Below are 23,170 nucleotides of genomic sequence, written 5' to 3'. Positions count from 1 at the left end.
CGTCGCATGACACGCCGCGGATTCATCGCGTTGGCCCCGGGGCTCCTGCTCACGGCTTGTCGCCGGAGCGAGACATCCCCGAGTCCAGGAACCGTCCCCACACCGAGTCTGCCAGCACCGACGAGTCCAACCGCAACCGTACCGACGGTTCGCATTTCTCCGACCGTTGTCCAGCGCAGCCCAACCCCAACACCGACCGCACAGCGGAGCAAGCTGGTCTTTGCGCGTTCACGCACGGACGAGCCACAGAGCCACGACTTCAACCGTGACCTCTCCTGCGGTGGCGAGCCGGAACTCTTCGCCGGTCTGGTCCGTCTCTCTCCCGACTATGACGTCCGACCCGACTGGGCGGAACGGTGGGACGTATCGGCCGATGGGACACGCTGGGTCTTTACCCTGCGGCAGGCACCAGCCGGCTGGTCAAATGGCGAACCAGTTCGAGCTGCCGATTTCGTCTGGTCATGGCAGCGCATGCTCGATCCTGCCCAGACGGCACCACAAGCCTGGCTGCTCGACATCGTCGGGAACGCTCGAGCGGTGCGCAGTGGAGAAGCGAAACCCAGCGCACTCGCGGTCCGGGCACTGGATGAGCGGACACTGGAGGTGGAGCTGGAGCACCCAGCCGGGTATTTTCCGCTCATCCTGGGCACTACCGGCTTCCTTCCAGCGTACCGACCAGCCGTCGAACAATGGGGCGATCGCTGGACTGAAGCCGGGAAGTGTGTCTCGAACGGCCCCTTCCGCCTCGTCTCCTGGATCCACGGTTCGGGATACACCCTGACACGTAACCCATATTACTGGAACCGGGCATTGTCGATGGTGGACGACTACACCGTGACGATCGCTCCGGAGGAAGACCCGCTCTTGCCGTTCTTCCGCGGCCAGGTCGATTTCGCACCGGTACCGTTCACGCAGCTCGCCGAAGTCACGAGCCAAGAGGCACTGCTGGAGCAGCTGGAGCGCAGTATCCTCCCGGAAGTCTGGCTGCTCGTCATACAACCGGACACCCCACCACTCGATCAGCTGGAACTCCGTGCGGCCCTCAGCCGGGCGATCGACCGCCAACGCTTGCGGGATCTCGTCTACGGGGCAGTCGAACCAGCGTCGGCGTTGGTTCCACCGGCTGTCCCTGGCTTCGTCGCGGACGAGCAACTCGCCACTCTCCACCGCTTCGCACCGCTCGAGGCGTACCTGCGCTGGGAACCAGTGCGGAACCAGCGATCCGGACCGCTCCGACTGACCGCTCCGGAGACGAACGACCCGGTCGAGGAGGCAGTCGTACTGGATGTCGCGGAACAACTGCGCATGAACCTCGGTGTGGACGTCACACTGGAGCGAGCGAGCCCGTCCGACTGGAAACGGACGGTCGACGAAGGGACTTTTCAGCTCCTCTGGTGGCGGTGGCCGCTGCCGTTTCCCGACGGTGCGGCCGTCTACGAATGGCTCCTGAGCCGGGACCGCAAGAAACTTCGGGGTCTACACTGGCAACACGAGGAGCTGGAGCGCTTCCTCACGCTCGCACGCGCCGAAACCGAGACGACGCGCCGGCTGGGGGCATACCGGCAATGCGAGACACTCGTCCAAGAAGCCTACGTCGCCGTCCCGGTCGTCTACCCAGTGGCCACGTATCTCGTCCAGCCATGGGTCGCCAGTCTGCCCCGAGCGCGGAACGGCATGCTGGTCGGTCCAGGATTGCTCTTCAACCGGTTCGTGAGCGGGGTGGTCCTCGATGCCCAGCGGCGCGCGATACCGTCACCGTAACGACTGCGGCCTCTGAGCGCCAGTTCACTCCCGTCAGGCGTTTCTGTGCCGTTCGTGACATGATGGGTTCGTTTCGGCGAGCGACGAGCGGCACTCGATCCTGTTTCGTGCCGTTTCAGCAGATCGGCGGTTTCATGCAGCCGCTTCCTCACTACCGCGTTTCGCAGCGGTGTGTTACGATGATCGGCGGTTTGACCAGGAAGGGTAAGGGACGAACTCGACCGGGAACGGTCCCCACGCGAGGGTTGGAGGCACGTCGTGAGCGAGACGCATCCACGGTATCTCTGGTGGAACGGCCGGCAGGTTCGTTGGGAAGAGGCGACTGTCCATGTGACCGAACTCGGCTGGTCGACGGTCGGAGCGGTTTTCGAAGGGATTCGTGCCTACTGGAACGCGGAGACCGGCGAGGCGTACGTGTTTCGCTTGCGCGAGCACCTCGAGCGGCTGCTCCGCTCGATGCGGCTCGTCCGGTTGGCAACGACTTGGAGTATCGGTGACTTGACCAGTGCGATTCTGCAGTTGTTGCGCGACAACGAGTGTCGCGAGGACACCTACATCCAGCCGGTTGCCTACCGCGCAGCTGGCCCGAAGACGCTGAGCGGCTTTTCCGAAGAATCCGGCCTCTACATCGTCACCCGTCCGATGCCCTCCCACTTACTCACCGGGCGAATCGTCCGGGCAAAGGTGAGCTCCTGGCGACGGATCAGCGACGAGGTCATGCCACCGCGCGTCAAGAACATTTCCAATTACCGGAACGGACAACTCGCGGCGATGGAAGCGCAACTCGACGGCTACGACCAAGCGATCTTGTTGAATCAGCAGGGGAAGGTCGCCGAAGCACCGGGCGCCTGCGTGATGCTCGTGCGCAACGGAAAGCTCATCACTCCCGACATCACGCAGAGCATCCTGGAAAGCATCACGCGCGATGCCCTCCTCCGGCTGGCCCGCGAAGAGCTCGGTCTCCAGGTCGAGGAGCGTGCGGTCGATCGCACGGAACTCTACGTGGCTGAGGAGGTCTTCCTCTGCGGCACGGCCTACGAGATCACACCGGTCGGCGAAATCGACCACTACCAGATCGGTGATGGCCAGGCGGGACCGGTGACCCGAGCACTCGAGCGGCTGTACCACGATATCGCGCGTGGTATCGATCCGCGGCGGCCAGAGTGGCGGACACCGGTCGGGCTCGCCGAACGCGCCGCAGTGCCGGGAGCCGGGAGCTGACCGCCTCTGGCTGTACTCGACTCAGGTCACCCTGTCGAACCAGCCTTCCTCGCGCATGCGGAGAAGGGCGCGTTCGAACGCTTCGACCGTACGATCGATGTCGTCCGGCGTATGTGCGACGCTCAAAAGCCCACCGCCATGGAAGAGATCGACACCCTCGTTGACCATGGCCTGATAGAGCGTCGTCGCGAGCGCTGGTGACATGCCGGTCTTGAGGACGACCGGGGACACACCCTCCGGCATACGGATATCGTCACCCCGCTGGTTCGTGCAGGTGTGCCCGAGTGCGATATGGAAGACGGAACTCTCACCCCAGACGAACCCTGGGATGCCGTGCGTGACGAGAACCTGGTTCATACCGCGCCGGAGTCGTGCCGCCATGGCATCGGCGTGGCGCTGGACAGCCGGATCAGCGACGAGCTGCAAGCAGGCGCAACCAGCGGCTGCTGAGAGTGGGTTAGCATTGAACGTACCCGGGTGCGCTACCCGCCGGCGATTCCACTCCGGGTCGTCGCGGAATTCGAGGAGCGCCATGATGTCGGCACGCCCACCGACAGCACCGCCCGGAAGTCCACCGGCGACGATCTTGGCCATCGTGGTCAAATCCGGGCGGATCCCGACGAGCCCCTGGACACCACCGGGTGACCAGCGGAAGCCGGTGATCACTTCGTCGAAGATGAGGAGCGTTCCGGTTCGCTCGGTGATAGCCCGGAGCCGGTGCAGGAACCCCTCGGGCAGCGGGATGGACGCCCAGGAGGCCCCCGAGGGCTCCAGGATCACCGCAGCGATATCGCCTTCCGAAAGCCGGCGCTCCACGAACTCCAGGTCGTTCACCGGTGCGACGACGACCGACTCTAGGACAGCCCGTGGCACCCCGGGTATCGGCCCTCCTGCGAACGGTGGTTTCTCGCCGGGCAACGCGTAGTCCTGCCAGCCGTGGAAGTGCCCAGCGAACTTGAGGATCTTCTCCCGTCCGGTGTAGGCACGAGCCAGCCGCATCGCGAGCAGTGTCGCTTCAGTGCCCGAAGCAGTGAATTTCACCCGCTCGCACGAGGGTTTCAGCTCGCGGATCCGCTCGGCCCACTCGAGTTCCAGGTCATGGCCTGCTCCGTAGTGGGTGCCGCGCCGGATCTGTGCCTGCACCGCCTCGACGATCTGGGGATGGGCGTGCCCGAGGAGGAGCGCCCCGTGTCCCATCGTGTAATCGATGAGTTCGTTACCATCGACGTCCCACTTGCGGGAGCCGCTCGCACGGTCGACATAGAGCGGAAACGGCTTCTGGTATCGGACGTCGTGCGTCACCCCGCTCGGGAAATCGCGCAGCGCGCGCTCGTAGCGCGCCTGGGACGTCGGATGCTTGGCGCGGTATTCTTCCTCGATCGTCAGCGTTCGCCGGGCCATCGTCCGTTCCTCTCTGCCTATCTGCTGCCCCGCAAGGGATTATCGCATGGGAACGGAAGGCGTGAAGGAAAGGAGGCGCTGGATGCGACTACTCGATCTCCCCCGATATCCACTTGCCCAGCTGCCGACTCCACTCGAGGAGGCACCGCGCTTGAGCGCCGCGCTCGGCAGCTTCCGCATCCTGGTCAAACGCGACGATCTGACAGGGGTCGCACTAGGCGGCAACAAGACGCGGAAGCTCGAATACCTCCTCGGCGACGCGCTGGCCCACGGTGCCACCGTCATCCTCACCGAGGGGCCAGTCCAGTCCAACCACTGCCGGCAAACTGCCGCTGTCGCTGCGCGGGCCGGTCTCCGCTGTGTCCTCGTCCTGAGCAGCGCTGAGGAGCGTCCGTCGCCACAGGGCAACTTGTTGCTCGATCACCTGTTCGGCCCCGAGATCCACCTGGTGCGGACACGCGAGGAACGCGCTCGCTTGCTCGAGCAGCTCGCCCAGGAACGAGCCGAACGTGGCGAGCGGCCGTACGTCATTCCTACCGGCGGTTCGACACCAGTCGGAGCCGCAGCCTACGTTCGGGCAGCGCTCGAACTCGTGCAGCAGTTGGTCGAGCGGCAGGTGCACCCGACTCGTCTCTTCCTGGCGAGTTCGACGTCGGGAGGCACGCATGCTGGCTTGGCCTTAGGCACGAAACTGCTCGGCGACCCCTTCCGCATCGTCGGCGTGGCAGTCGAGCACGATGCGGCAACGATCCGTGAGCGGGTCGTCGCACTGGCCAACGAGACAGCAGCGACGCTCGGCCTCGCCGTGCGACTCGCACCCGCTGATGTTCTCGTCGATGACCGCTGGATCGGACCGGACTACGGCGTTCCCGATGCGAGCACGATCGAGGCGATGACGCTGGCAGCCCGGACCGAGGGGTTGGTGCTCGACCCGGTCTACACTGGCAAGGCGCTGGCTGGACTGATCGGGCACGCCCGAGCCGGGGAGATCGAGCCGGGCGAAACGGTCATCTTCTTGCATACCGGCGGAGCTCCGGCGCTGTTCGCGCAGGCTGGCGAACTGGCACACTTTTTCGCGGCGGGGGACACGGTCGCATCGTGAGCGAACAGCGCTTTGCCGACGTCGTGCTCGAGCTCGATCCGACCGAGCGGTATCCGATCCTGACCTACAGCGTACCGGCATCGCTCGCCGGCAGCATACGCCCCTACCAGGCAGTCTGGGTACCGCTGCGGGACGAGGTCCAGCTCGGTGTCGTCGCACGCCTCCACGACGACCCGCCTGCTTTCGCGGTTCGACCACTGGTGGCAGTCGTCGAGCCAGGGTTCGCGCTCACCCCCGTCCAGTGGGCGCTCGCCGAATGGCTCGTCCAGGAGACGCTCTGCACGCTCTGGGAGGCAGTGGCACTCTTTCTCCCGCCCCGCCTGACCCAACGTGTCACCTACCTGTTGCGACCGACCGGCTGCATCCCCCCGCGGCTCTCGCCGTTGCAGCGGCGCTTGCTCGAACTCCTGCAGGAGCGTGGCCCCCTGACCCTCGAGCAAGCTCGCCGGATGCTCGGACGCTCGTTGACGACGGTGGTCGAGCGAGCGATCGCTGCTGGCGCCATCGAACGGGTTCCGGTCGTGCGCCCGGTGCAACGCGTCGCGCAGGAACAGTTTCTCAAGCTACGGCCGGGCGTCGCGCTTCTGGACGAGGAAGCCCGTACCGCCTACGAAAGGATCGCCCACTGGACGCAGGAACACGAGGGTGCGCTGCTCCCACGGGCGCTCGTTCGGCGACTCGGGATCGCCCCCCGCACGATCCAGCGGTTGATCGAACGCGGAGCGCTGGAGTGTCTGGAGCTGCCGCGGAGCGCTCTCGCTCCGCTGTCCGGGCCGATCGATCGTCCGCCGGTCCTCTCTGCTGAGCAGCAACGCTCCTGGGAGACGATCCGGTCGGCCTTCGACGAGCCGTGCCCGCGGCCGATCCTCGTTCACGGCGTGACCGGGAGCGGGAAGACGGAACTGTACCTTCGTGCCATCGGCGAGTGCCTGCGCCGGGGGCGCCAAGCGCTCGTTCTGGTTCCGGAGATCGCGCTGGCAACGCAGGTCGTCCAGCGTGTCGCAGCCCGGTTCCCGGGCCGCACCGTCCTCCTGCACAGCGGACTGCGTGAGGCCGAGCGTGCCGCGAGCTGGGAAGCGATCCACGAGCGACGCGCCGATATCGTCGTCGGGCCCCGCTCGGCCCTCTTCGCACCGTTCCGCGATCTCGGTCTCGTCGTCATCGACGAGGAGCACGATGCGGCCTACAAGCAGCAAGAGCCGGCCCCGCGCTATCACGCCCGAGCTGTCGCTCTCAAACTCGCCGAGTTGGCCCGAGCGGTCGCCCTCCTCGGGAGCGCGACACCGGATGTCACGACGGCATATCGAGCATCGATCGGCGAAATCCGGGTCGTGCGCTTGCACGAACGTGTCGGGCCAGCCGTGGTCGGGAGTGCTGGGCGAGTCGAGCGGATCGCGCTCCGTCTACCGGTGGTCGAAGTCGTCGACATGCGGCTCGAACACCAGCTCGGCAATCCGGGACTCTTCAGCCGAGCGCTCGTCGAGGCGATCGAACGCGCACTCCGGGCCAACCAGCAAACGTTGCTCCTCATCAACCGGCGTGGGTTGGCCACGCTGGTCCAATGTCGCACCTGCGGGCACGTCGAACGCTGTCCGCTGTGCGACGTGCCGCTCGTCTTCCATGCTGACCGGCGCCAGCTCATCTGCCACCGCTGCGACCTCCGCCGACTCCCGAGCCTCACCTGCCCAGCCTGCGGGCATCCGACGCTCAGCTATTACGGCGCGGGGACGCAGCGCGTCGAGCGGGAAGCCCAGCTGCGGTTTCCGAGCGCACGAGTCTTGCGCTGGGACCAGGACGTGGTACGACGCGGGAGCGATCCGCGGCGTCTCTTCCAAGCAGTTCTCCGCCGCGAGATCGATATCGTCGTCGGCACGCAGATGATCGCGAAAGGATTCGATTTTCCGGCCGTGACGGTGGTCGGGATCCTCCACGCCGATAGCGGCATCTATTTGCCAGACTATCGAGCCGCCGAGCGCACGTTCCAGCTGCTGACCCAGGTCGCCGGGCGAGCTGGGCGACATCTCCCGCACGGCCGCGTCGTGATCCAGACGTACACGCCTGAGCACTACGCGATCCGCGCTGCGAGCCAGCAAGACTACCACACGTTCTACGAGGAGGAACTCGCCTTCCGCGAACGACACGGTTACCCGCCCTTCCGGCGTCTCGTCCGCTTGCTGGTTCGTCACCGGGACGAAGTCGCGGGTCGGATGGCGGCTGAAGAGATGGCTGCACGCTTGAAAGCACGCGCGCAGGCACGAGGAAACACGGACTGCGAGGTACTCGGGCCGACACCAGCGTTCGTGAGCCGTATCCGTGGCTATTACCAGTGGCAGCTCCTCCTGCGCGGCGCGGACGGTCCGCGAGTCGTCGCCGAGGTACCGTTGCACGGCGGTTGGCTCGTCGACGTCGACCCCGTCAGCCTGCTTTGAGCAGCTATACTTTTTGCGGATACGAGCGTGGGGTTTCGAGGACGATGGCAGTACGGACGATCATCACCGAAGGTGATCCGCGGCTCCGACAGAAATCGTTGCGCATCCGCACCGTCGATGAAGAGGTGCGGAGACTGGCGCGCGACTTGTGGGATACGGTGCGGGAAGCCCGAGGGCTGGGGCTGGCAGCGCCGCAGATCGGGGTACTGCGCCGGATCGTCGTGGTATCGATCCCCCCTGATTACGTCGAGGAGGGCGATCCCGGCGTCGAGCTCACGTTGATCAATCCCGAGATCGTACGTGCGAGCGGTCGGCAGGTCGGGCTCGAGGGTTGCTTGAGCATTCCTGGCTGGTACGGCGAAGTGCCGCGCTTCATGCACGTGACGGTGAAGGCGCTCGACCTCGACGGCCGGGAGGTACGGGTCAAGGGCAGCGGCCTGCTCGCGCGTGTCCTCCAGCACGAGATCGACCATCTCGACGGCATCCTCTTCGTGGATCGGATCGAGGACCGCTCGACTCTCCGCTACATTCCTGAGGAAGCGGACGAGGAGGCACCGCCCGCCGAGGCCGCGGCGTCGTGAAAACGCCGCGTCAGAGGACGATCTCGGCCTGATGGACACGGCTCTGCTCGGCGAGCAGGATTGCGTCGATGGTCGCGAGCGTCTGGTCGATGCGATCCGTTTCGTTGAAGACCACGTAGTCGAACTCGTAGACCCGCGCGAGTTCGCGCGACGCCGTGGCGATCCGTTCCATGAGGGTCGCGGGATCGTCGGTCTTCCGACTCCGCAGCCGCTGCATCAACTCGGCCATCGACGGTGGAGCGAGGAAGATGAGGATCGCTTGCGGCACGAGGCGCCGTATCGAGGCCGCTCCCTGGACGTCGACCTTGACGACGACGGTCTTGCCGCTGCGGAGCGCCCGGCGCACACGCTCCTTCGGGACACCGTAGAGGTGACCGTAGACCTCAGCCGATTCCAGGAACTCGCCGCGCTCGCGGGCCGCGAGGAACTCCTCGCGCGTCATGAAAATGTAATGTACACCGTCGATCTCGCCCGGCCGGCGCGGTCGGGTGGTGGCGGTGACGGCGAAGTAGAACTCAGGGTGCGCCTGGCGCATCCGCTCGATGACGGTGTCCTTCCCGACACCGGAAGGGCCGGAGATGACGATGAGCTTCGGGCGGACACGCTGCCGGAGTTCTTCGAGCAGTTCGTCGGCTTGCGTATTCAACCCGAGATCGTCCGTCACCGGCACCGACCTCCTGTTTTGCCTGCTGCTCCCACCCTGCGCGGCGGTACCCGCCACCCAGGGTCATTGTGCCATAGTTCGCGCGATTCGATCGCGAGACGCACGGAGGCAGAATCGTGTTCGACGTGCTGACGATCGCTGCTCTCGTCGACGAGTTGCAGCGCACGCTCGTCGGCGGCCGTGTCCAGAAAGTCGTGCAGACCGGACCGTTCGCGGCAGCCCTCGAAGTGTATGTCGGCCAGCGCTGGGGACTCGTGATCGACGTGAGGCCACAGGAACCGAAGCTCTTTCTGAGCCGTGCACTGCCCGCCAGCGATCCCGACCAGGTGACACCGTTCCTGTTGCTGCTCCGCAAGTACGTCCGTGGTGCGCGGCTCGTGGGAGTCGAGCAGGTACCGCTGGAACGGATCCTCCGGTTCCGGTTCGCTACCGTGCTCGTCGAAGAACGCCGCGGTGGCATCGAGCGGATCCCGGTCGAGACGGAACTGATCGTCGAACTGATGGGACGACACAGCAACGCGATACTGGTCACCGCGGACGGCCGCATCCTGGATGCGTTGAAGCGCGTTCCACCGACGATGAGCACAGCGCGACCGGTGCTGCCAGGCCGCACCTACCAGCCCCCGCCACCGCAGCTCAAGCGTGATCCCCGCCAGCTGACGGCCGACAGTGTCGCGTCGCTCCTCTTGGAAGCACGGCCGGACACGGAGCTGCCCACGCTCCTCGTGCAGCACCTCGCGGGATTCAGCCCACAAATGGCGCGGGAAGCGACGTTTCGAGCCCTGGGTGCCACCGGCGTGACCGTCGCCGACGTTCGCGAGCAGCCGGACGGGCCTGCCCGACTCGCCGCCGCGGTCGCGAGCGTGCTCGAGCCGCTGCAGACCCACGTCTTCGAGCCAACCGTGTACTGGAGCAGCGGTGAACCGGTGGCGTTCGCAGCTATCCGCCTGCACTATCTGCAAGGGCTCGACGTCGAAACCTGCCTGACGATATCGCAGGCGATCGAGCGCTTCTTCGCCGAACGAGCCGAGGCGACCGAGCCGACCACCGACCGATATCTCCAGCGTCGCCTACGGCTGCTGGAGGCGATCGAGCGCGAACGTGCACGGGTCGAGGCGCGCCTCCGGGCGCTCGAGCAAGAGCACGATCACGCCGCCGAGGCAGAACGCTGGCGCCTCATGGGCGAGGCGATCCTGGCCTCGCTCGGCACGATCGAACCGGGCCAGCGCGAACTCGTCTTCGATGGCCTGCAGATCCCGCTCGATCCGGAGCGGACGCCGGTGGAGAATGCCCAGGAGTACTTCGAGCGCTACCGCAAGGCGAAAGCAGCCGCTGAACAGGTACCGGCACGCCTGGAAGCGACCAGGTTGGAACTCGAGTATCTCGAGCAATTGCGCGGCCTCGCGACGGTTGCAGAATCGGCTGAGACACTGGAAATGCTGCGGCAGGAATTGGGGCTCGCCGGGGAACGAACAGCGACGCCCTCACCGCGCAAGAAGAGTAGTCAGCGCAAGCTCCGCATCTGGCGGACGGAGCGAGGCGACCGCATCATCGTGGGCCGGAACGCCCGCGAGAACGACTGGATAACGTTTTCCGTTGCCCGCCCCGACGACACCTGGCTCCACGCTCGCGGGCTCGCCGGATCGCACGTGATCGTCCAGTGGGCTGGCCCGGAAGATCCGCGCATTCTCGAGAAAGCGGCTGCGCTCGCCGCCTGGTACAGCGAGGGACGGGAGAGCACGCGGGTCGCCGTCGACGCCACACGGCGGCGCGATGTGCGGCGCATTCCTGGAGCGGCTCCTGGTCTCGTCCGCTACCGGAACGAGCGGACGCTCCATGTCCGACCGCTCCCGCCGAGCGAACTCGGCCTCAGCGAAGGATAAAGGCTCAGACCGGCTTCGCGAAGCGCGCGAGCAGCACACCGAGCTCGTAGAGCACGTACATCGGCGCAGCGACCAGGAACATGTTGAACGGATCGGGCGTCGGCGTGATGATCGCCGCTGCCACCGCGATGATCAAGATCGCGAACTTGCGGAGCGAGGCGAGCCGCTTCGCCGTCACGACTCCGAGCTTGGCCAGGATGAAGATGACGACCGGAAGCTCGAAAACGACACCGACCCACAAGAGCAAGGTCATGTAGAACGAGATCACTTCTTCGGCGCGGAACTGCGCCTCGAACACGCTCGCGCCGAAGTGCGAGAGGAACGAGAGTGCACGCGGGACGATGACGAAGAAAGCGAACGCTACACCGGACACGAACATGATCGAGACGAAGGGGAGCGCGCGGAAGAGATAGCGTCGTTCCTTGCGCGTCAGACCGGGCGCGAGGAAACGCACCAGCTCGTACACGATGACCGGCATCGCGAAGCCGACACCGAGATACAGCGCGACCTTCGTATAAGTGATGAACGATTCAGTCGGCGTGATGGAATAGAGCCGTTCGATCCCCGACATGCGGACGATGAGCCGCATGGTCGGGAAGGCGAGTGCGAGACCGATGATGAAGCCGACTGCGACAGCCAGGAGAGAAATGATCAACCGCTGCCGGAGTTCCTCCAGATGCTCCTGGAGGGTCATTTCCTTGTAGAACTCTTCCGGTTCTGGCTCCGGCTCGTTCGGCTGTGGAGCGGACTGCCCGCGAACACGATCGAGAAGGCTGACCATCGTCTCCCTCGCTGCTGCGCGACGAGTTCGTTCCCGTCGACAAGCGTAACAGACGGGCGCAGAGACGACGAGTCTCGCGCCCGTCTGCCCTCGGGTACCGCCGCCAGGACGTCACTTCTTGTTGAGATGCTCCTCGATGAAGTTGATCGCGTCGCGCACCGTGACGATGTTGGCTGCTTCTTCGTCGGAGATCTCGATACCGAACTCCTCCTCGAGCTGCATGATCAGCTCGACCAGGTCGAGCGAATCGGCGTTGAGATCCTTGACGAACTCGGCATCCAGCGTCACCTCGCTCGGATCGACACCGAGCTGCTCCGCGACGACGGCCTGCACCCGCTCAAGAATCGATGACGAGGACACGCGAACCACCTCCCCAGCGTTCGAACCTGCACCCCGAGGGCATCCACTGTTCTCCGGTAGTATGACTGAGACGCCCGTCTTGTGCAAGCAGGCGTGACGGGAAGTCGACCTCCTCGTCGACGAAGGACTGCGGGCGGCAGCATCGATGGCCGCAGCCCGGCCGACACCGGTTACCCCTATCCTCCGGAAGACGCGAGGTTCGCCGCGATCGTGCCGAGCACCCCGTTGACGAAGCGGCCGGAACTCTCACCCCCGTACTGCTTGGCGATCTCGACTGCTTCGTTGATCGCGGCCTTCAGCGGGACGTCCGGTTCGTGCAAGAGCTCGTAGATCGCGATACGCAGGATGTTCCGATCGACCGGCGGAAGCTGCTCGACCGGGAACGCCGGTGCTGCTTCGCCGATCATCCGATCGATCCGTTCGAGGTCGGCTCGGACTCCGGTGACGAGGCGCTCGGCATAGCGGCGTACTGGCTGTGGGATCTGCGCCTCCGAGCGGTAGCGTTCGAGCACGTCGTCCAGCCGGTGCCCGGCGACATCGACTTCGTACAGAATCTGGAGCGCCAGGATCCGCGCCTGGCGACGGATGCGAGCGAGCGTCATCGTCCGTTCCTCCCGGCTCCCCCGCCGCTGGCCGGTCGTCCGCCGGCGAACTTCGGTTGTGGACGAGGCGATCGTGACCATTTCCGGATCCTCCCGGCGTGAGGAGCCGTCTGCTGGAGCGGTGCTACGGCTGTAGCCCGCACACCGATTGTACCCGCGGTCAAGAGTGCTGGCTGGACAGGAACTCGGCCAGGAACGTCGTGCTGTGGCGCGCAGCCCGAAAATCGGGATGCTGGAGGATGCGCCGCAGAACGGGAATCGGCGTGGGCACGCCACGGACGATCGTTTCCCGAAGCGCTCGATCGAGCCGTTCGATCGCCTGCGTGCGGTCGACTCCCCAGGCGATCACCTTGCCGAGGAGCGAGTCATAGTGCGGCGGGACAACATAACCACTGAAGGCATGGGAATCGACGCGGATCCCCGGCCCACCGGGCCAGATCAGTTCCTCGATTTTCCCAGCCCTGGGAGCGAAATCGCGGTCAGGATCCTCTGCAGTGATACGCACCTCGATCGCATGTCCATGCGGCACGAGCTCACGCTCGTGGAGGCTGAGCACCTCGCCAGCAGCGATCGCGAGTTGCCACTGCACCAGATCCAGTCCGGTCACGACCTCGGTGACTGGATGTTCGACTTGGATCCGAGCGTTCGCTTCCGTGAAGTAGAAACGCCCTTCCTGGTCGAGGAGAAATTCGAACGTTCCCGCACCGACGTAGCCGACAGCGCGCGCGCCGCGGACCGCTGCCTCGTGCAGTGCACGGCGGAGCTTCGGGGAGAGTTCGGGTGCCGGTGCCTCCTCGATCAGCTTCTGGTACCGACGCTGGATAGAGCAATCACGCTCGCCGACGGCATAGACATTCCTGTACTGGTCGGCCAGAATCTGCACTTCGACGTGTCGCGGTCGCTCGAGGTACCGCTCGAGATAGACCGAGGGATCACCGAACGCCGCTTGCGCTTCCTGTTGCGCAACCTGGAGGGCAGTGGCGAGTTCCCGCTCGTCGCGCACGATCCGCATACCGCGCCCGCCACCACCGGCCGCCGCCTTGACGAGGAGCGGATAGCCCAGCTGGCGGGCGACCCGGCGCGCCTCGCTGACATCGCGCACCGGATCCTCGCTGCCGGGAACGATCGGGAGTCCGGCACGCTGCATCAGTTTCCGCGCTTCGGCCTTGTCCCCGAGGGCCCGGAGCGTCGCCGGGCGCGGCCCGATGAAGGTAATCCCGCACTCCTCGCAGATCTCGGCCAGGAGCGCGTTCTCCGCCAGGAACCCGTATCCGGGATGGATCGCATCGCACCCGGTCACGACCGCAGCGCTGATGATCGCGGGAATGTTGTTATAGCTCCGGTCAGCTGGTGCCGGCCCGATGCAGATCGTCTGATCGGCCAGGCGCACCGGCAACGAGTCACGGTCCGCTTCGGAGTAAGCGACCACGGCCGGAATACCGAGTTCCCAGCAGGCACGCAGGACGCGCAGGGCGATCTCACCACGGTTGGCGATCAGGACTTTCCGGATCATCGGCATTCACGAAGCCATGAAGAGGCCACCGTCGACCGCCAGGACCGCACCGGTGATGTACCGTGCACCAGGCGAAACGAGAAAGGCGATCGCCTCGGCCACGTCCTCTGGGGTGCCGTAGAAGCCAACGGGAATCTGTTCGAGGATCCTGCGCTGAAGGTCGGCCGGCAGCACTTCGGTGAGGCGCGTCTGGATGAAACCGGGTGCGACGACGTTCGCGGTGATACCGCGACTTGCGACCTCTCGCGCTAATGACTTCGTGAAACCGATGATCCCAGCCTTGGCAGCGGCATAGTTGGTCTGCCCCATGTTCCCCACAAGGCCGACGACCGAGGAAACATTGACGATCCGCCCGTATCGTTGTCGCAGCATCGGCCGGAGGGCTGCCCGACAGCAGTAGAAGACGCTCGTGAGGTTCGTTTCCAGCACGGCACGCCAGTCTTCGTCGCGCATCCGGAGGAGCAGCGTGTCGCGCGTGATCCCAGCATTGTTCACCAGGGCATCCAGCCGCCCGAAGCGGTCGATCGTCGCCTCGATCATCGCGCCGACCTGGTCGGGATCGGTGACATCGGCGCGGAAGGCCATCGCTGTCCCGCCCTGCGCGACAATCTCGCGGACGAGTTCCTCGGCGAGCTGCTCCTCGCCCCGGTAGTTGACCACGATCTTGAACCCATCCCGGGCCAGCCGCAGGGCAGTCGCGCGACCGATGCCGCGCACCGCACCCGTCACGATCGCTGCACCCCGTTCGCTCGTCGCTTCCATCGCTCCCCCTCACCGGCTCGGTTCGGACACCTGTGCCAGGACGCCATCAAGCAGTTGCTCCGCCGTGTGGGTCGCTGCATCCGGCTCGATACGACGGATCAACCCGCTCAGCACCTGCCCCGGACCGACCTCCCAGAAGGTCGAGACACCGCACTCGACCGCGCGACGGACAACGTCGACCCAACGCACCGGCGCAGCGATCTGAACCACGAGTTCGGTTCGCAGCTCCTCCGGGTCGGTCAAGACACGGGCGTCCGAACAGGCGATGAGCGGTACCCGCGGTGGACGGATCGTGACACCTGCCAGGTCACGCGCGAGCTCCTCCGCGACCGGCCGCATGAGCGACGAATGGAAGGCAGCATTGACGGGTAACCGCACCACCCGACGCGCACCACGCTCGCGGGCTAGCGTCGCAGCTCGATCGAGCGCCTCCGGACGCCCGCTGAGCGTGAGCTGGTTCGGTGCATTCTCGTTCGCGAGCTCCACCCCCGACTCAGCGGCGATCCACTCCAGCGTCGCCCGGTCGAGCCCGATGACAGCCAGCATACCGCCGAGACCGTACTGCTCCATCAATTCGCCACGCCGCCGCACGATGCGGAGACCATCAGCGAAATCGAGGCTCCCCACAGCGACGAGGGCGGTGTACTCACCGAGCGAGTGCCCAGCGACGACTGCCGGCTCCGGCAATGCGCCACGTGCTTCGAGGACGCGGAGATACGCGATACTGGTCGCCAGCAGCGCTGGCTGCTGGTTCCGTGTCGCTGCGAGTTCCTCGTCTGGCCCTTCGAAAACGATGCGGGAGAGCGGAAGGCCCAGAATCCTATCAGCTTCCTCGAAGACCGCCCGGGCCAGTGGCTCTCGCTCCGCGAGCGCTTTCCCCATGCCGACCGACTGCGACCCCTGGCCCGGGAACACCCACGCATGGTGCACGGATTCACCCCCCGCGTCGGACACCCGTTGCCCCCCAGCGCACCACGCTGGCTGCCCAGGCCAGCCCGGCACCGAAGGCGACCAGCACGACGTTCATGCCTGGCTGGAGCACGCCACGCTCAGCAGCCTCGGCGATACCGAGCGGGATCGATGCTGCCGAGGTATTGCCGTACCGGTCGAGGTTGACCCAGACCTTTTCCCACGGCAACCCGAGCCGCTTGACCGCCGCGTCGATGATACGGAGGTTCGCCTGGTGTGGGATCAGGAGATCGATCTCGTCGAGCGTCAAGCCGGCACGCTGGACCGCCTCGAGCGTTGCTTCGCCGATGATCCGCACGGAAAAGCGGAAGACCTCACGACCGTCCATCCGCATGAAGGGACGCTTCGGCGGCAGTGCCCCGTTCGACATCAGAAGCTCGGGGAAGCCCTCGAGATAGAGGTGCATCGCGCCACTCCCGTCGGACCCGTGGACGGTCGAGAGCACCCCCTCGTCCGCGTCGCTCGCCTCGAGCACCACGGCACCCGCGCCGTCACCGAAGAGCACGCACGTGCTGCGATCGGTGAAATCGAGCCAGCGTGTCAGCGCATCGACACCGACGACGAGAACCGCTCGAGCGGTCCCAGCCATGATGAACTGGGCACCGACGCTCAACGCGTAGACGAAGCCCGAACAGGCCGCGACGAGATCGAAGGCGCCCGCCCGCGTCGCCCCGAGAGCAGCCTGGAGCAGCGAGGCGGTGGCCGGCATAAGGTAGTCCGGCGTTGTCGTCGCGACGATTACGAGATCGAGGGCATCTGGCTCGAGCGTCGCCGTCGCCAGGGCCCGCTGGGCTGCTTCGGTCGCCATGCGGACGGTGGTTTCATCGGGGCCAGCGATCCGCCGCTCGCGAATACCGGTACGGGTGACGATCCACTCGTCGGAGGTCTCGACCATCCGCTCGAGGTCGGCATTCGTCAGGACTCGTGCTGGGACATAGGCGCCCCAGCCAGTGATGGCGGCACGCTGTGCCATCGCGACGCACCTCGTCCGCTGGCTCCGGTTACGCCTCCGGGCGGCGCTGCCGCTTCTGCCGGTTCACGTCGACGACGAGCCGGCCCCGATAGTGCCCGCAATGCGGGCAGACATAGTGCGTGCGGTGCTTCTGACCGCAGGTCGGGCAGGTCGTCAACGGCGGAACCTCGATGTACTGGTGCGCCGCGCGGAACCCCTGCCGGCGCTTGCTGACTTTATGCTTCGGAACAGCACCCATCTCGTCGATCCTTCCATCCGGTTGCAGTTCGTGCGCTACCTGGCTCCACCTGGGAGCCCGATCGTGCTGGAGGAAAGTTGTCGCACAGTCAGGCCCGTTCGTCAAGGAGCGCCTGGAGCACTGCCAGGCGAGCATCGACCGCTTCTTCTGGCGGCTTCCACAGCGACTCCGGGCCTGGACACTGCGGACCGCACACCGGGTAGACCGGCACAGCCAGCACCGCGAATTGCCGCAGGAGCTCGTGCAGGTCCAGATGGTGATTCTTATCGATCGTGAAGATGTCCTCGTCCTCCGGCGGTGGGAGCGGCAATCCGGTCAGCACGTCGATTGTCGGCCAGTACTCCGCCTCGAACGTTTCCTCGAAACGCCCGTCGAACTCGGCCAGGCAGCGGACACAGGTGAGGTGCGCCGTAACGCGCAGGTCACCGGTGGCCAGAATGCCGTTCGATGTCCGGAGGAGACGGACCGCGGCATCGACATCGCGGACGGCGAGATCGCTATCGAGTACCAGCTCATCCAGATGGACCGTGAAATACCGCTCGGTACCGACGGGGGCTTTGAGGAGCTGCGCGACGTTGATGATCGTATCGTTCTCGAGGTGCCTGACACGCATGGGATCGCCCTCCGGTGGCGTCCTGGGGGGACGCACAACCGCCTAAGTGTAACCGCCGGTGCAGGGAGCGGCAATCGACCGCGAAACCATTGCTCTGCACACACGCATTCACGACACTGGACACCGTTCCCGACCGGCAGACGCCAGCCATGTACAGCCTCACCGTCCGATTATAGGCCCCGCGAGGCACCGCCCCAGACCAACCTGGCCTGCAGCGGGGGCCTGAGCCCCCTGGCCGGCGGCCTGACAGTATCCGTGACTCCGCTTTCATGAGGAATACTGCGAGAACGCCTGTGGAGAAAGCGGAAGACCCTGCTAGGATTCAGATCCAGCCTATTCCGGATGACCGATGCGAACAAAATCTATGCACTCTCCCCACAGAAGCCCACATCAGAAGCACAGCCCAAGACCGCGAAGCTGCGTGACGCGTCTCTCGCGGGATCAGCGGTCGAACGCGTTGCTGCACCGCAAAGGGTACGCTGCCTCCGAGTACCCTTCCAAACGCGTGTCGCCGCAGGAGCATTCACCCGGGCTCTACGATGAACGCCCTACCACCACCATGCCCAAAAACAACATTTGCCAGAAACAGCAGGGACCCAAATAACGACCAAAATGTGACCAGCGCGAGGAGAATGAGCACGAGTAGAACGATCATGTTCTTGGCGACACGAATCGCGCCGGACTCTCCCTGCCGAATCTTCCTCTAACTCCTTCGCTCACGTGCCTCCCCAACCATACTGCCACGATCCATTCGCGTAGATGCGATACCAGGCCCATGGATACCGTTCACTGAAACAGACAAAGGATCCCATACACCACTGAAAGTGTCCCTGACGATAGGCATACACAGAGGTAGCATTCGGGCCCAGGAACGAAAGCTGCTGGAAATCCCCGACGAACCTGCACCCAACAGCCCACCAGGCGACATCGACCGTGCGCCACGTGTTCCACCGGGTAATCCGGACACCATTATCGCACGCCTGGATCATCAGCGTGTACGTCCAGGCTGCACCATTCGCCACGTAGAAAACCGCCGATGTCCCCCGTGTGACGCAGCGTTCGCCAGTTACAGTATAATTGGTTTTCCCAAAAATCGGCGTCACGACGAGGGTTCCAGTGGTCAAATAGTCGGCTACGCGCTTTTGTTCCTCTGGATCAAGCTGTGCAAACGCTTCTGCTGGATCCGGCTGTACTGCGAGTCTCTGCACGAGGCCCCAGACTTCGGGTGACTCGGCGACTCCATCCTGCGCAACTACCCCCGGGGCAGAAGCGAATGTCACGACGAGCACCGCAACGGAGAACAGAACACGAAGCGCGGATCGCTTCGTCCTGCACCTCGCTTCCAGCGAACCGATACACTTCGAGTATAGCGAAAAAGGTCTTGTACAAGCAGATGGATCGATGCGCGCACCACCAGACGTGAGGGAAGACCGCTCCTCATCGCTCGATCGCCGGGCGTGCTGCGCCGTCGAATACTCTCCGGAGCGAGACGTTCCCAGCTGGTCACCAGTGGGAGAGTTCATGAAGCCGGTTCGTGAGGGAATCGCCCCGTGCACGAGGTCGAGCGCGCTACTCGTACCGCTCCGGGGTGCGATCGCAGCGCTGCGAATTTACCAGTGGCATCCCCGTGGCAGCAGCGGCCCGTCGCGGTAGAATGCCCGCGCAGGTCGGTTGCGGCGTGGGGAGCAGACCGATGCGCGAGAATCGGGTGAAACGGCGGCTCCAGGCAGGCGAGGCAGTCATCGGCTGCTTCGTTCCGTACCCATCCCCGGAGTTGGCGGAGATCTGCGGCTACCTCGGCTTCGACTTCGTCCTGATCGACGCCGAGCACGGCCGGGTTACCGAGGAATCAGCGTACCACATGGTGCTGGCCGCTGAGTGTGCTGGAACCGTACCGCTCGTCCGCGTCCCGTTCGGCCACCGTCAGGTGATCCTCCGCTATCTGGACCTCGGTGCCGCTGGCGTGATGGTCCCACAGGTCAACACGCCGGAGGACGCCGTTGCGGTCGTCGAAGCGTGCCGTTACCATCCGGACGGCCGGCGCGGCGTCGCCGGTGTACGCGCCGCGTCCTTCGGCCTCGTCAGACCACTGCACGAGTACGTCCGCGAGGCGAATGCCCAGACGCTCGTGATCGTTCAGATCGAGAACATCGGCGCGGTCGAACGGCTCGAGGAGTACCTGGCGATTCCAGGCATCGATGTCCTCTTCGTCGGGCCGAACGACCTGGCGCAATCGATGGGATACCCCGGGCAGCCGATGCATCCGGACGTGCAACAGGTCATCGACGAGATCGTCCAGCGGGTCGGCGGTCGTGTACCGCTCGGGACGACCGCTGCCACACCGGAACTCGTGCAGCGTCAGCTCGAGCGCGGCTTCCGCATGCTGGCTACGAACACGACGGCGTTGCTCGCTGCCGGAGCACGAGCACTTCTCGCAGCAGCCGGAGCAGCGGTACAGTGAACCAGGTGCGCGAGCGGTAAGGAGGGTAGAGCGATGGCGGGTACGGAAATCTTCCCGGTGGCCTTTTTCGAGGGACGTTTCGTTCCGATCGCAGAAGCCAAAGTCAGTATCGCCACCCATGCACTCCAGTACGGGACCGGTGTCTTCGCTGGTATCCGCGGGTACCTCGATCGTGACGGGCAGACGATCAACATTTTCCGGCTCCGCGACCACACGCGACGGCTGCTGCAGTCGGCCCGACTGCTGCGTGCCGAGCTTCCCTACGATGCCGAGCAGCTCGGGGAGCTGATCGTCGAACTCGTGCGCCGGAACGCACCGCGTACGGACGTCTACATCCGACCCTTCGTCTACAAGGCTGACCTCGAGATCGGCCCGAAGCTCAAAGGGGTCCGCGACGAACTGGCGATCTACATGATCCCGATGCAGGAATATCTCCCGATCACGCACCCGATCCGCTTGATGACCAGTTCCTGGATGCGGACCGTCGACGTCGTGATCCCGAGCCGGGCCAAGGTCTGCGGTGCCTACGTCAACTCCGCCTTCGCCAAGGACCAGGCCATGGAATGCGGCTTCGATGACGCGATCATGTTGAACCACCACGGAAAGGTCGCCGAAGGGAGCGCAGCGAACCTGTTCATCGTGCGCAACGGGACACTGATCACGACTCCGGTGACGGCTGACATCCTCGAGGGCATCACCCGCCGGACCATCCTGGAATTCGCTCGCGACCTCGAGATCCCAGTGGAAGTCCGCGAGATCGATCGGAGCGAGCTGTATATCTGCGACGAGGCGTTCCTCTGCGGAACCGGCGTCCAGATCTCGCCGATCGGCAACATCGATGGGCGGACGATCGGTAGTGGCGAGATCGGCTCGATCACGGCACGCCTCCAACAGCTCTACCTCTCGGTGGTGCGTGGCGACGACACACCCTACCGGCACTACTTGACGCGAGTCCCTGTCGCGCACCGAGCAGAGGCACGCTGAACGGCGTGGTACGCTTGCCCAGCCCGGTGGGAACACTGGGGCACGAGCGACGCGAGGGATGCTGGAGCGAGGTGTGCAACGACGATCGCTGGTTGTAGCTATCACGCTCTTGGCGGTTCTCCTGCTCGCTTGCCGGCGTTCCTCTTCGACCAACGTGGACACGCCCGTGGTGGCCACACCGACGCCTGCGGTGACTACCGCAGCTCCGGCACCGCTCGTCCCGAGTACATCGGCGGTCACGGGAGAAGCACCGGCGCCGATCGCAACGCCGTTCCCGGCAACACCAGGCACCGGACCGGCAACCAGCCGCGGTATCGTCGAAGCCGGTCTCGAGGAGCCGCGGACACTCAACCCGCTCTTCGTGTCCGACCCGCTTTCGGATGCCCTGAGTCACCTGGTATTCGATGGGCTGGTAGCACTGGACCCAGCGACCGGCGAACCGGTACCGGCACTCGCCGAATCCTGGGAAGTCAGCGACGACGGGACAGTCTACACGTTTCACCTCCGCGCAGGAGTCACCTGGCACGACGGTCAACCGTTTTCGGCCAACGATGTTGTCTTCACCTACCAGCGCCTGCTCGATCCTGACGTCCGCTCACCGCGCTACTCGAGACTCGCCGAACGCGTGAAATCGGTCGAGCTGGTCGACACGCAGACCGTGCGGATCACGCTCATCCGGCCCGACGCATCGTTCCTGCCGACTTTGGGAACGATCGGCATCGTACCGGAGCACGTGCTCGGTACCATTCTCCCGCAACAGCTGGTGACCGATCCGTTCGGCCTCTCGTCGGCAGTCGGGACAGGCCCCTTCGTCTTCAGCCAGTGGGTACGCGGCGTGTCGCTCACATTCCGGGCGAATCCCGCGTACTATCGGGGCGCCCCTCGGGTACCACAGTACACCTATCGGGTCGTCGCGACACTCGAGGAACTCGCCGAGGGGTTGCGGGACGGGAGCATCGACTGGGCAGTGGTCGACGCGGCACGAGCGGGGCAGTTGCCGCCGATCGATGGCGTGAAGGTCGAGCAATTCCCGAGCTACGAACTCGTCGTTGTCGCATTCCAGCTCGATCCCGCCAAGAGCAAGCTGTTCAGCGATCCCCGCATCCGACGAGCGCTCCTCCTGGGAATCGATCGGGCAACACTCGTCGAGAAGGTGTGGGGCGATCGAGCCCAGGTCGCCGAGGGGCTCCAGCCACCCGCATCCTGGGCAGCTGGCGAGCCCCCCGTGCGCGACCGCTACGATCCGGCAGAAGCACAGGGACTGCTGGACGAAGCAGGTTGGGTACCCGGTGACGACGGTATCCGGGTACAGGGCGGACAACGCTTGCGTTTCCGTCTCCTGGCCACCGGCTCCGACCCGAGCCGCCACGCGATCGCGGAGCTTCTGCAGCAGCAGTGGCGCGCCATCGGTGTCGAGGTGGAGCTCGATCTCGCTTCCTGGGCCGAAGTGCGGCGGCGAGCGACACAGGAACGGGACTTCGAGGCGCTTTTGATCGGGATCCTCTGGGACGTCGATCCTGATCAGAGCGCGGTCTGGTCGAGCGACTCATTCTTCGATGGCTTGAACTTCGGGCATTACCTCAACTCGGAGGTCGATCAGCTGCTCGTCGAGGCCGTCGCCACGAGCGACCGTACCCGGCGGACGGAGCTGTATCGCGCAGTCGAGGAGCGGCTGCTGACCGATCTCCCGGTCCTGCCCCTCGCCTTCCCGAACGTCGTGGTGGTACGCTCCGAACGGCTGCAGGTTCCAACGCTGAACGCGCTGGTGGTACGGACACGGTACGGTATCGAGCAGTGGCAGGTACAGGAGCCCGGATGATCGATCACGGTTCGCGACTGTTGACGGTGCAGCGCGAAACCGCTAGACTGAGC

General features: G+C 65.1%; 20 protein-coding genes. 9 read left to right on the top strand and 11 right to left on the bottom strand.

Annotation, left to right across the window (positions count from 1 at the left end):
* Positions 1-6 precede the first annotated feature (6 nt).
* Both OO015_RS06385 and OO015_RS06380 read left to right on the top strand, forming a co-directional pair.
* Positions 7-1,761, top strand: coding sequence for a peptide ABC transporter substrate-binding protein (locus tag OO015_RS06385; protein ID WP_265940398.1), 1,755 nt, complete (start codon positions 7-9; stop codon positions 1,759-1,761).
* Between the two features lie 258 nt (positions 1,762-2,019).
* Positions 2,020-2,982, top strand: coding sequence for a branched-chain amino acid transaminase (locus OO015_RS06380; RefSeq protein WP_265940397.1), 963 nt, complete (start codon positions 2,020-2,022; stop codon positions 2,980-2,982).
* Positions 2,983-3,003: 21 nt separating this feature from the next.
* Here OO015_RS06380 and OO015_RS06375 read toward each other — a convergent pair whose 3' ends face one another.
* A complete protein-coding gene (locus tag OO015_RS06375) occupies positions 3,004-4,383 on the bottom strand; it encodes an aspartate aminotransferase family protein (RefSeq protein WP_265940396.1) in 1,380 nt (459 codons plus the stop codon).
* 82 nt (positions 4,384-4,465) lie between these two features.
* On the opposite strand from OO015_RS06375, the gene OO015_RS06370 reads away from it, so the two are divergent.
* Genes OO015_RS06370 through def form a run of 3 tightly spaced genes read left to right on the top strand, consistent with a single transcriptional unit; the run spans position 4,466 to position 8,495 of the window.
* Positions 4,466-5,485, top strand: coding sequence for a D-cysteine desulfhydrase family protein (locus OO015_RS06370; protein WP_265940395.1), 1,020 nt, complete (start codon positions 4,466-4,468; stop codon positions 5,483-5,485).
* Positions 5,482-7,914, top strand: a complete 2,433-nt coding sequence (gene priA, locus OO015_RS06365; RefSeq protein WP_265940394.1) for a replication restart helicase PriA — start codon at positions 5,482-5,484, stop codon at positions 7,912-7,914. The genes OO015_RS06370 and priA overlap by 4 nt, the downstream gene beginning before the upstream one ends.
* A 44-nt stretch (positions 7,915-7,958) precedes the next feature.
* Positions 7,959-8,495: a peptide deformylase gene (gene def, locus OO015_RS06360; protein WP_265940393.1), complete on the top strand. Its 537-nt coding sequence runs from the start codon at positions 7,959-7,961 to the stop codon at positions 8,493-8,495.
* Positions 8,496-8,505: 10 nt separating this feature from the next.
* Here the strand turns inward: def and OO015_RS06355 are convergent, their stop codons facing one another.
* Positions 8,506-9,159: a guanylate kinase gene (locus OO015_RS06355; protein ID WP_265940392.1), complete on the bottom strand. Its 654-nt coding sequence runs from the start codon at positions 9,157-9,159 to the stop codon at positions 8,506-8,508.
* A gap of 116 nt (positions 9,160-9,275) precedes the next feature.
* Between OO015_RS06355 and OO015_RS06350 the strand changes: the two genes are divergently transcribed.
* Positions 9,276-11,042: an Rqc2 family fibronectin-binding protein gene (locus tag OO015_RS06350; RefSeq protein ID WP_265940391.1), complete on the top strand. Its 1,767-nt coding sequence runs from the start codon at positions 9,276-9,278 to the stop codon at positions 11,040-11,042.
* Positions 11,043-11,046: 4 nt separating this feature from the next.
* On the opposite strand, the gene tatC is transcribed toward OO015_RS06350, so the two are convergent.
* The 9 genes from tatC to OO015_RS06305 form a co-directional block, all read right to left on the bottom strand.
* The gene (tatC, locus tag OO015_RS06345) at positions 11,047-11,823 is read right to left on the bottom strand and encodes a twin-arginine translocase subunit TatC (protein ID WP_265940390.1); all 777 of its coding nucleotides are present in this window, start codon (positions 11,821-11,823) and stop codon (positions 11,047-11,049) included.
* 111 nt (positions 11,824-11,934) lie between these two features.
* A complete protein-coding gene (gene acpP / locus OO015_RS06340) occupies positions 11,935-12,183 on the bottom strand; it encodes an acyl carrier protein (RefSeq protein ID WP_265940389.1) in 249 nt (82 codons plus the stop codon).
* 176 nt (positions 12,184-12,359) lie between these two features.
* Positions 12,360-12,866, bottom strand: a complete 507-nt coding sequence (gene nusB / locus OO015_RS06335) for a transcription antitermination factor NusB (protein WP_265940388.1) — start codon at positions 12,864-12,866, stop codon at positions 12,360-12,362.
* A gap of 79 nt (positions 12,867-12,945) precedes the next feature.
* Positions 12,946-14,298 carry an acetyl-CoA carboxylase biotin carboxylase subunit gene (gene accC / locus OO015_RS06330; protein ID WP_265940387.1) on the bottom strand — a complete coding sequence of 451 codons (1,353 nt, stop codon included), beginning with the start codon at positions 14,296-14,298 and terminating at the stop codon, positions 12,946-12,948.
* A 6-nt stretch (positions 14,299-14,304) separates the two neighbouring features.
* Complete coding sequence (gene fabG, locus OO015_RS06325) at positions 14,305-15,060, bottom strand: 3-oxoacyl-[acyl-carrier-protein] reductase (protein ID WP_265940386.1); 756 nt, start codon at positions 15,058-15,060, stop codon at positions 14,305-14,307.
* A 9-nt stretch (positions 15,061-15,069) separates the two neighbouring features.
* Positions 15,070-15,990: an ACP S-malonyltransferase gene (fabD, locus tag OO015_RS06320; protein WP_265940385.1), complete on the bottom strand. Its 921-nt coding sequence runs from the start codon at positions 15,988-15,990 to the stop codon at positions 15,070-15,072.
* 4 nt (positions 15,991-15,994) lie between these two features.
* Entirely contained in the window at positions 15,995-17,002 is a 1,008-nt protein-coding gene (locus tag OO015_RS06315; protein ID WP_265940384.1) for a beta-ketoacyl-ACP synthase III, read from the bottom strand.
* A gap of 28 nt (positions 17,003-17,030) precedes the next feature.
* Complete coding sequence (rpmF, locus tag OO015_RS06310; RefSeq protein ID WP_265940383.1) at positions 17,031-17,240, bottom strand: 50S ribosomal protein L32; 210 nt, start codon at positions 17,238-17,240, stop codon at positions 17,031-17,033.
* A gap of 88 nt (positions 17,241-17,328) precedes the next feature.
* Positions 17,329-17,853: a YceD family protein gene (locus OO015_RS06305; RefSeq protein ID WP_265940382.1), complete on the bottom strand. Its 525-nt coding sequence runs from the start codon at positions 17,851-17,853 to the stop codon at positions 17,329-17,331.
* A 1,693-nt stretch (positions 17,854-19,546) separates the two neighbouring features.
* Between OO015_RS06305 and OO015_RS06300 the strand changes: the two genes are divergently transcribed.
* From OO015_RS06300 to OO015_RS06290, 3 genes are all read left to right on the top strand, one after another.
* On the top strand, positions 19,547-20,314 hold the full coding sequence (locus tag OO015_RS06300; RefSeq protein ID WP_265940381.1) for an HpcH/HpaI aldolase family protein: 768 nt from the start codon (positions 19,547-19,549) through the stop codon (positions 20,312-20,314).
* A gap of 33 nt (positions 20,315-20,347) precedes the next feature.
* On the top strand, positions 20,348-21,298 hold the full coding sequence (locus OO015_RS06295; protein WP_265940380.1) for a branched-chain amino acid transaminase: 951 nt from the start codon (positions 20,348-20,350) through the stop codon (positions 21,296-21,298).
* A gap of 73 nt (positions 21,299-21,371) precedes the next feature.
* Positions 21,372-23,117: an ABC transporter substrate-binding protein gene (locus OO015_RS06290; protein ID WP_265940379.1), complete on the top strand. Its 1,746-nt coding sequence runs from the start codon at positions 21,372-21,374 to the stop codon at positions 23,115-23,117.
* The last annotated feature ends 53 nt before the right edge of the window (positions 23,118-23,170 follow it).

This window comes from Thermomicrobium sp. 4228-Ro (genome assembly GCF_026241205.1).
Taxonomy (GTDB): domain Bacteria; phylum Chloroflexota; class Chloroflexia; order Thermomicrobiales; family Thermomicrobiaceae; genus Thermomicrobium.
The sequence above is the reverse complement of the archived record's forward strand: the minus strand, read 5'-3'. Positions and strand labels throughout refer to the sequence as shown.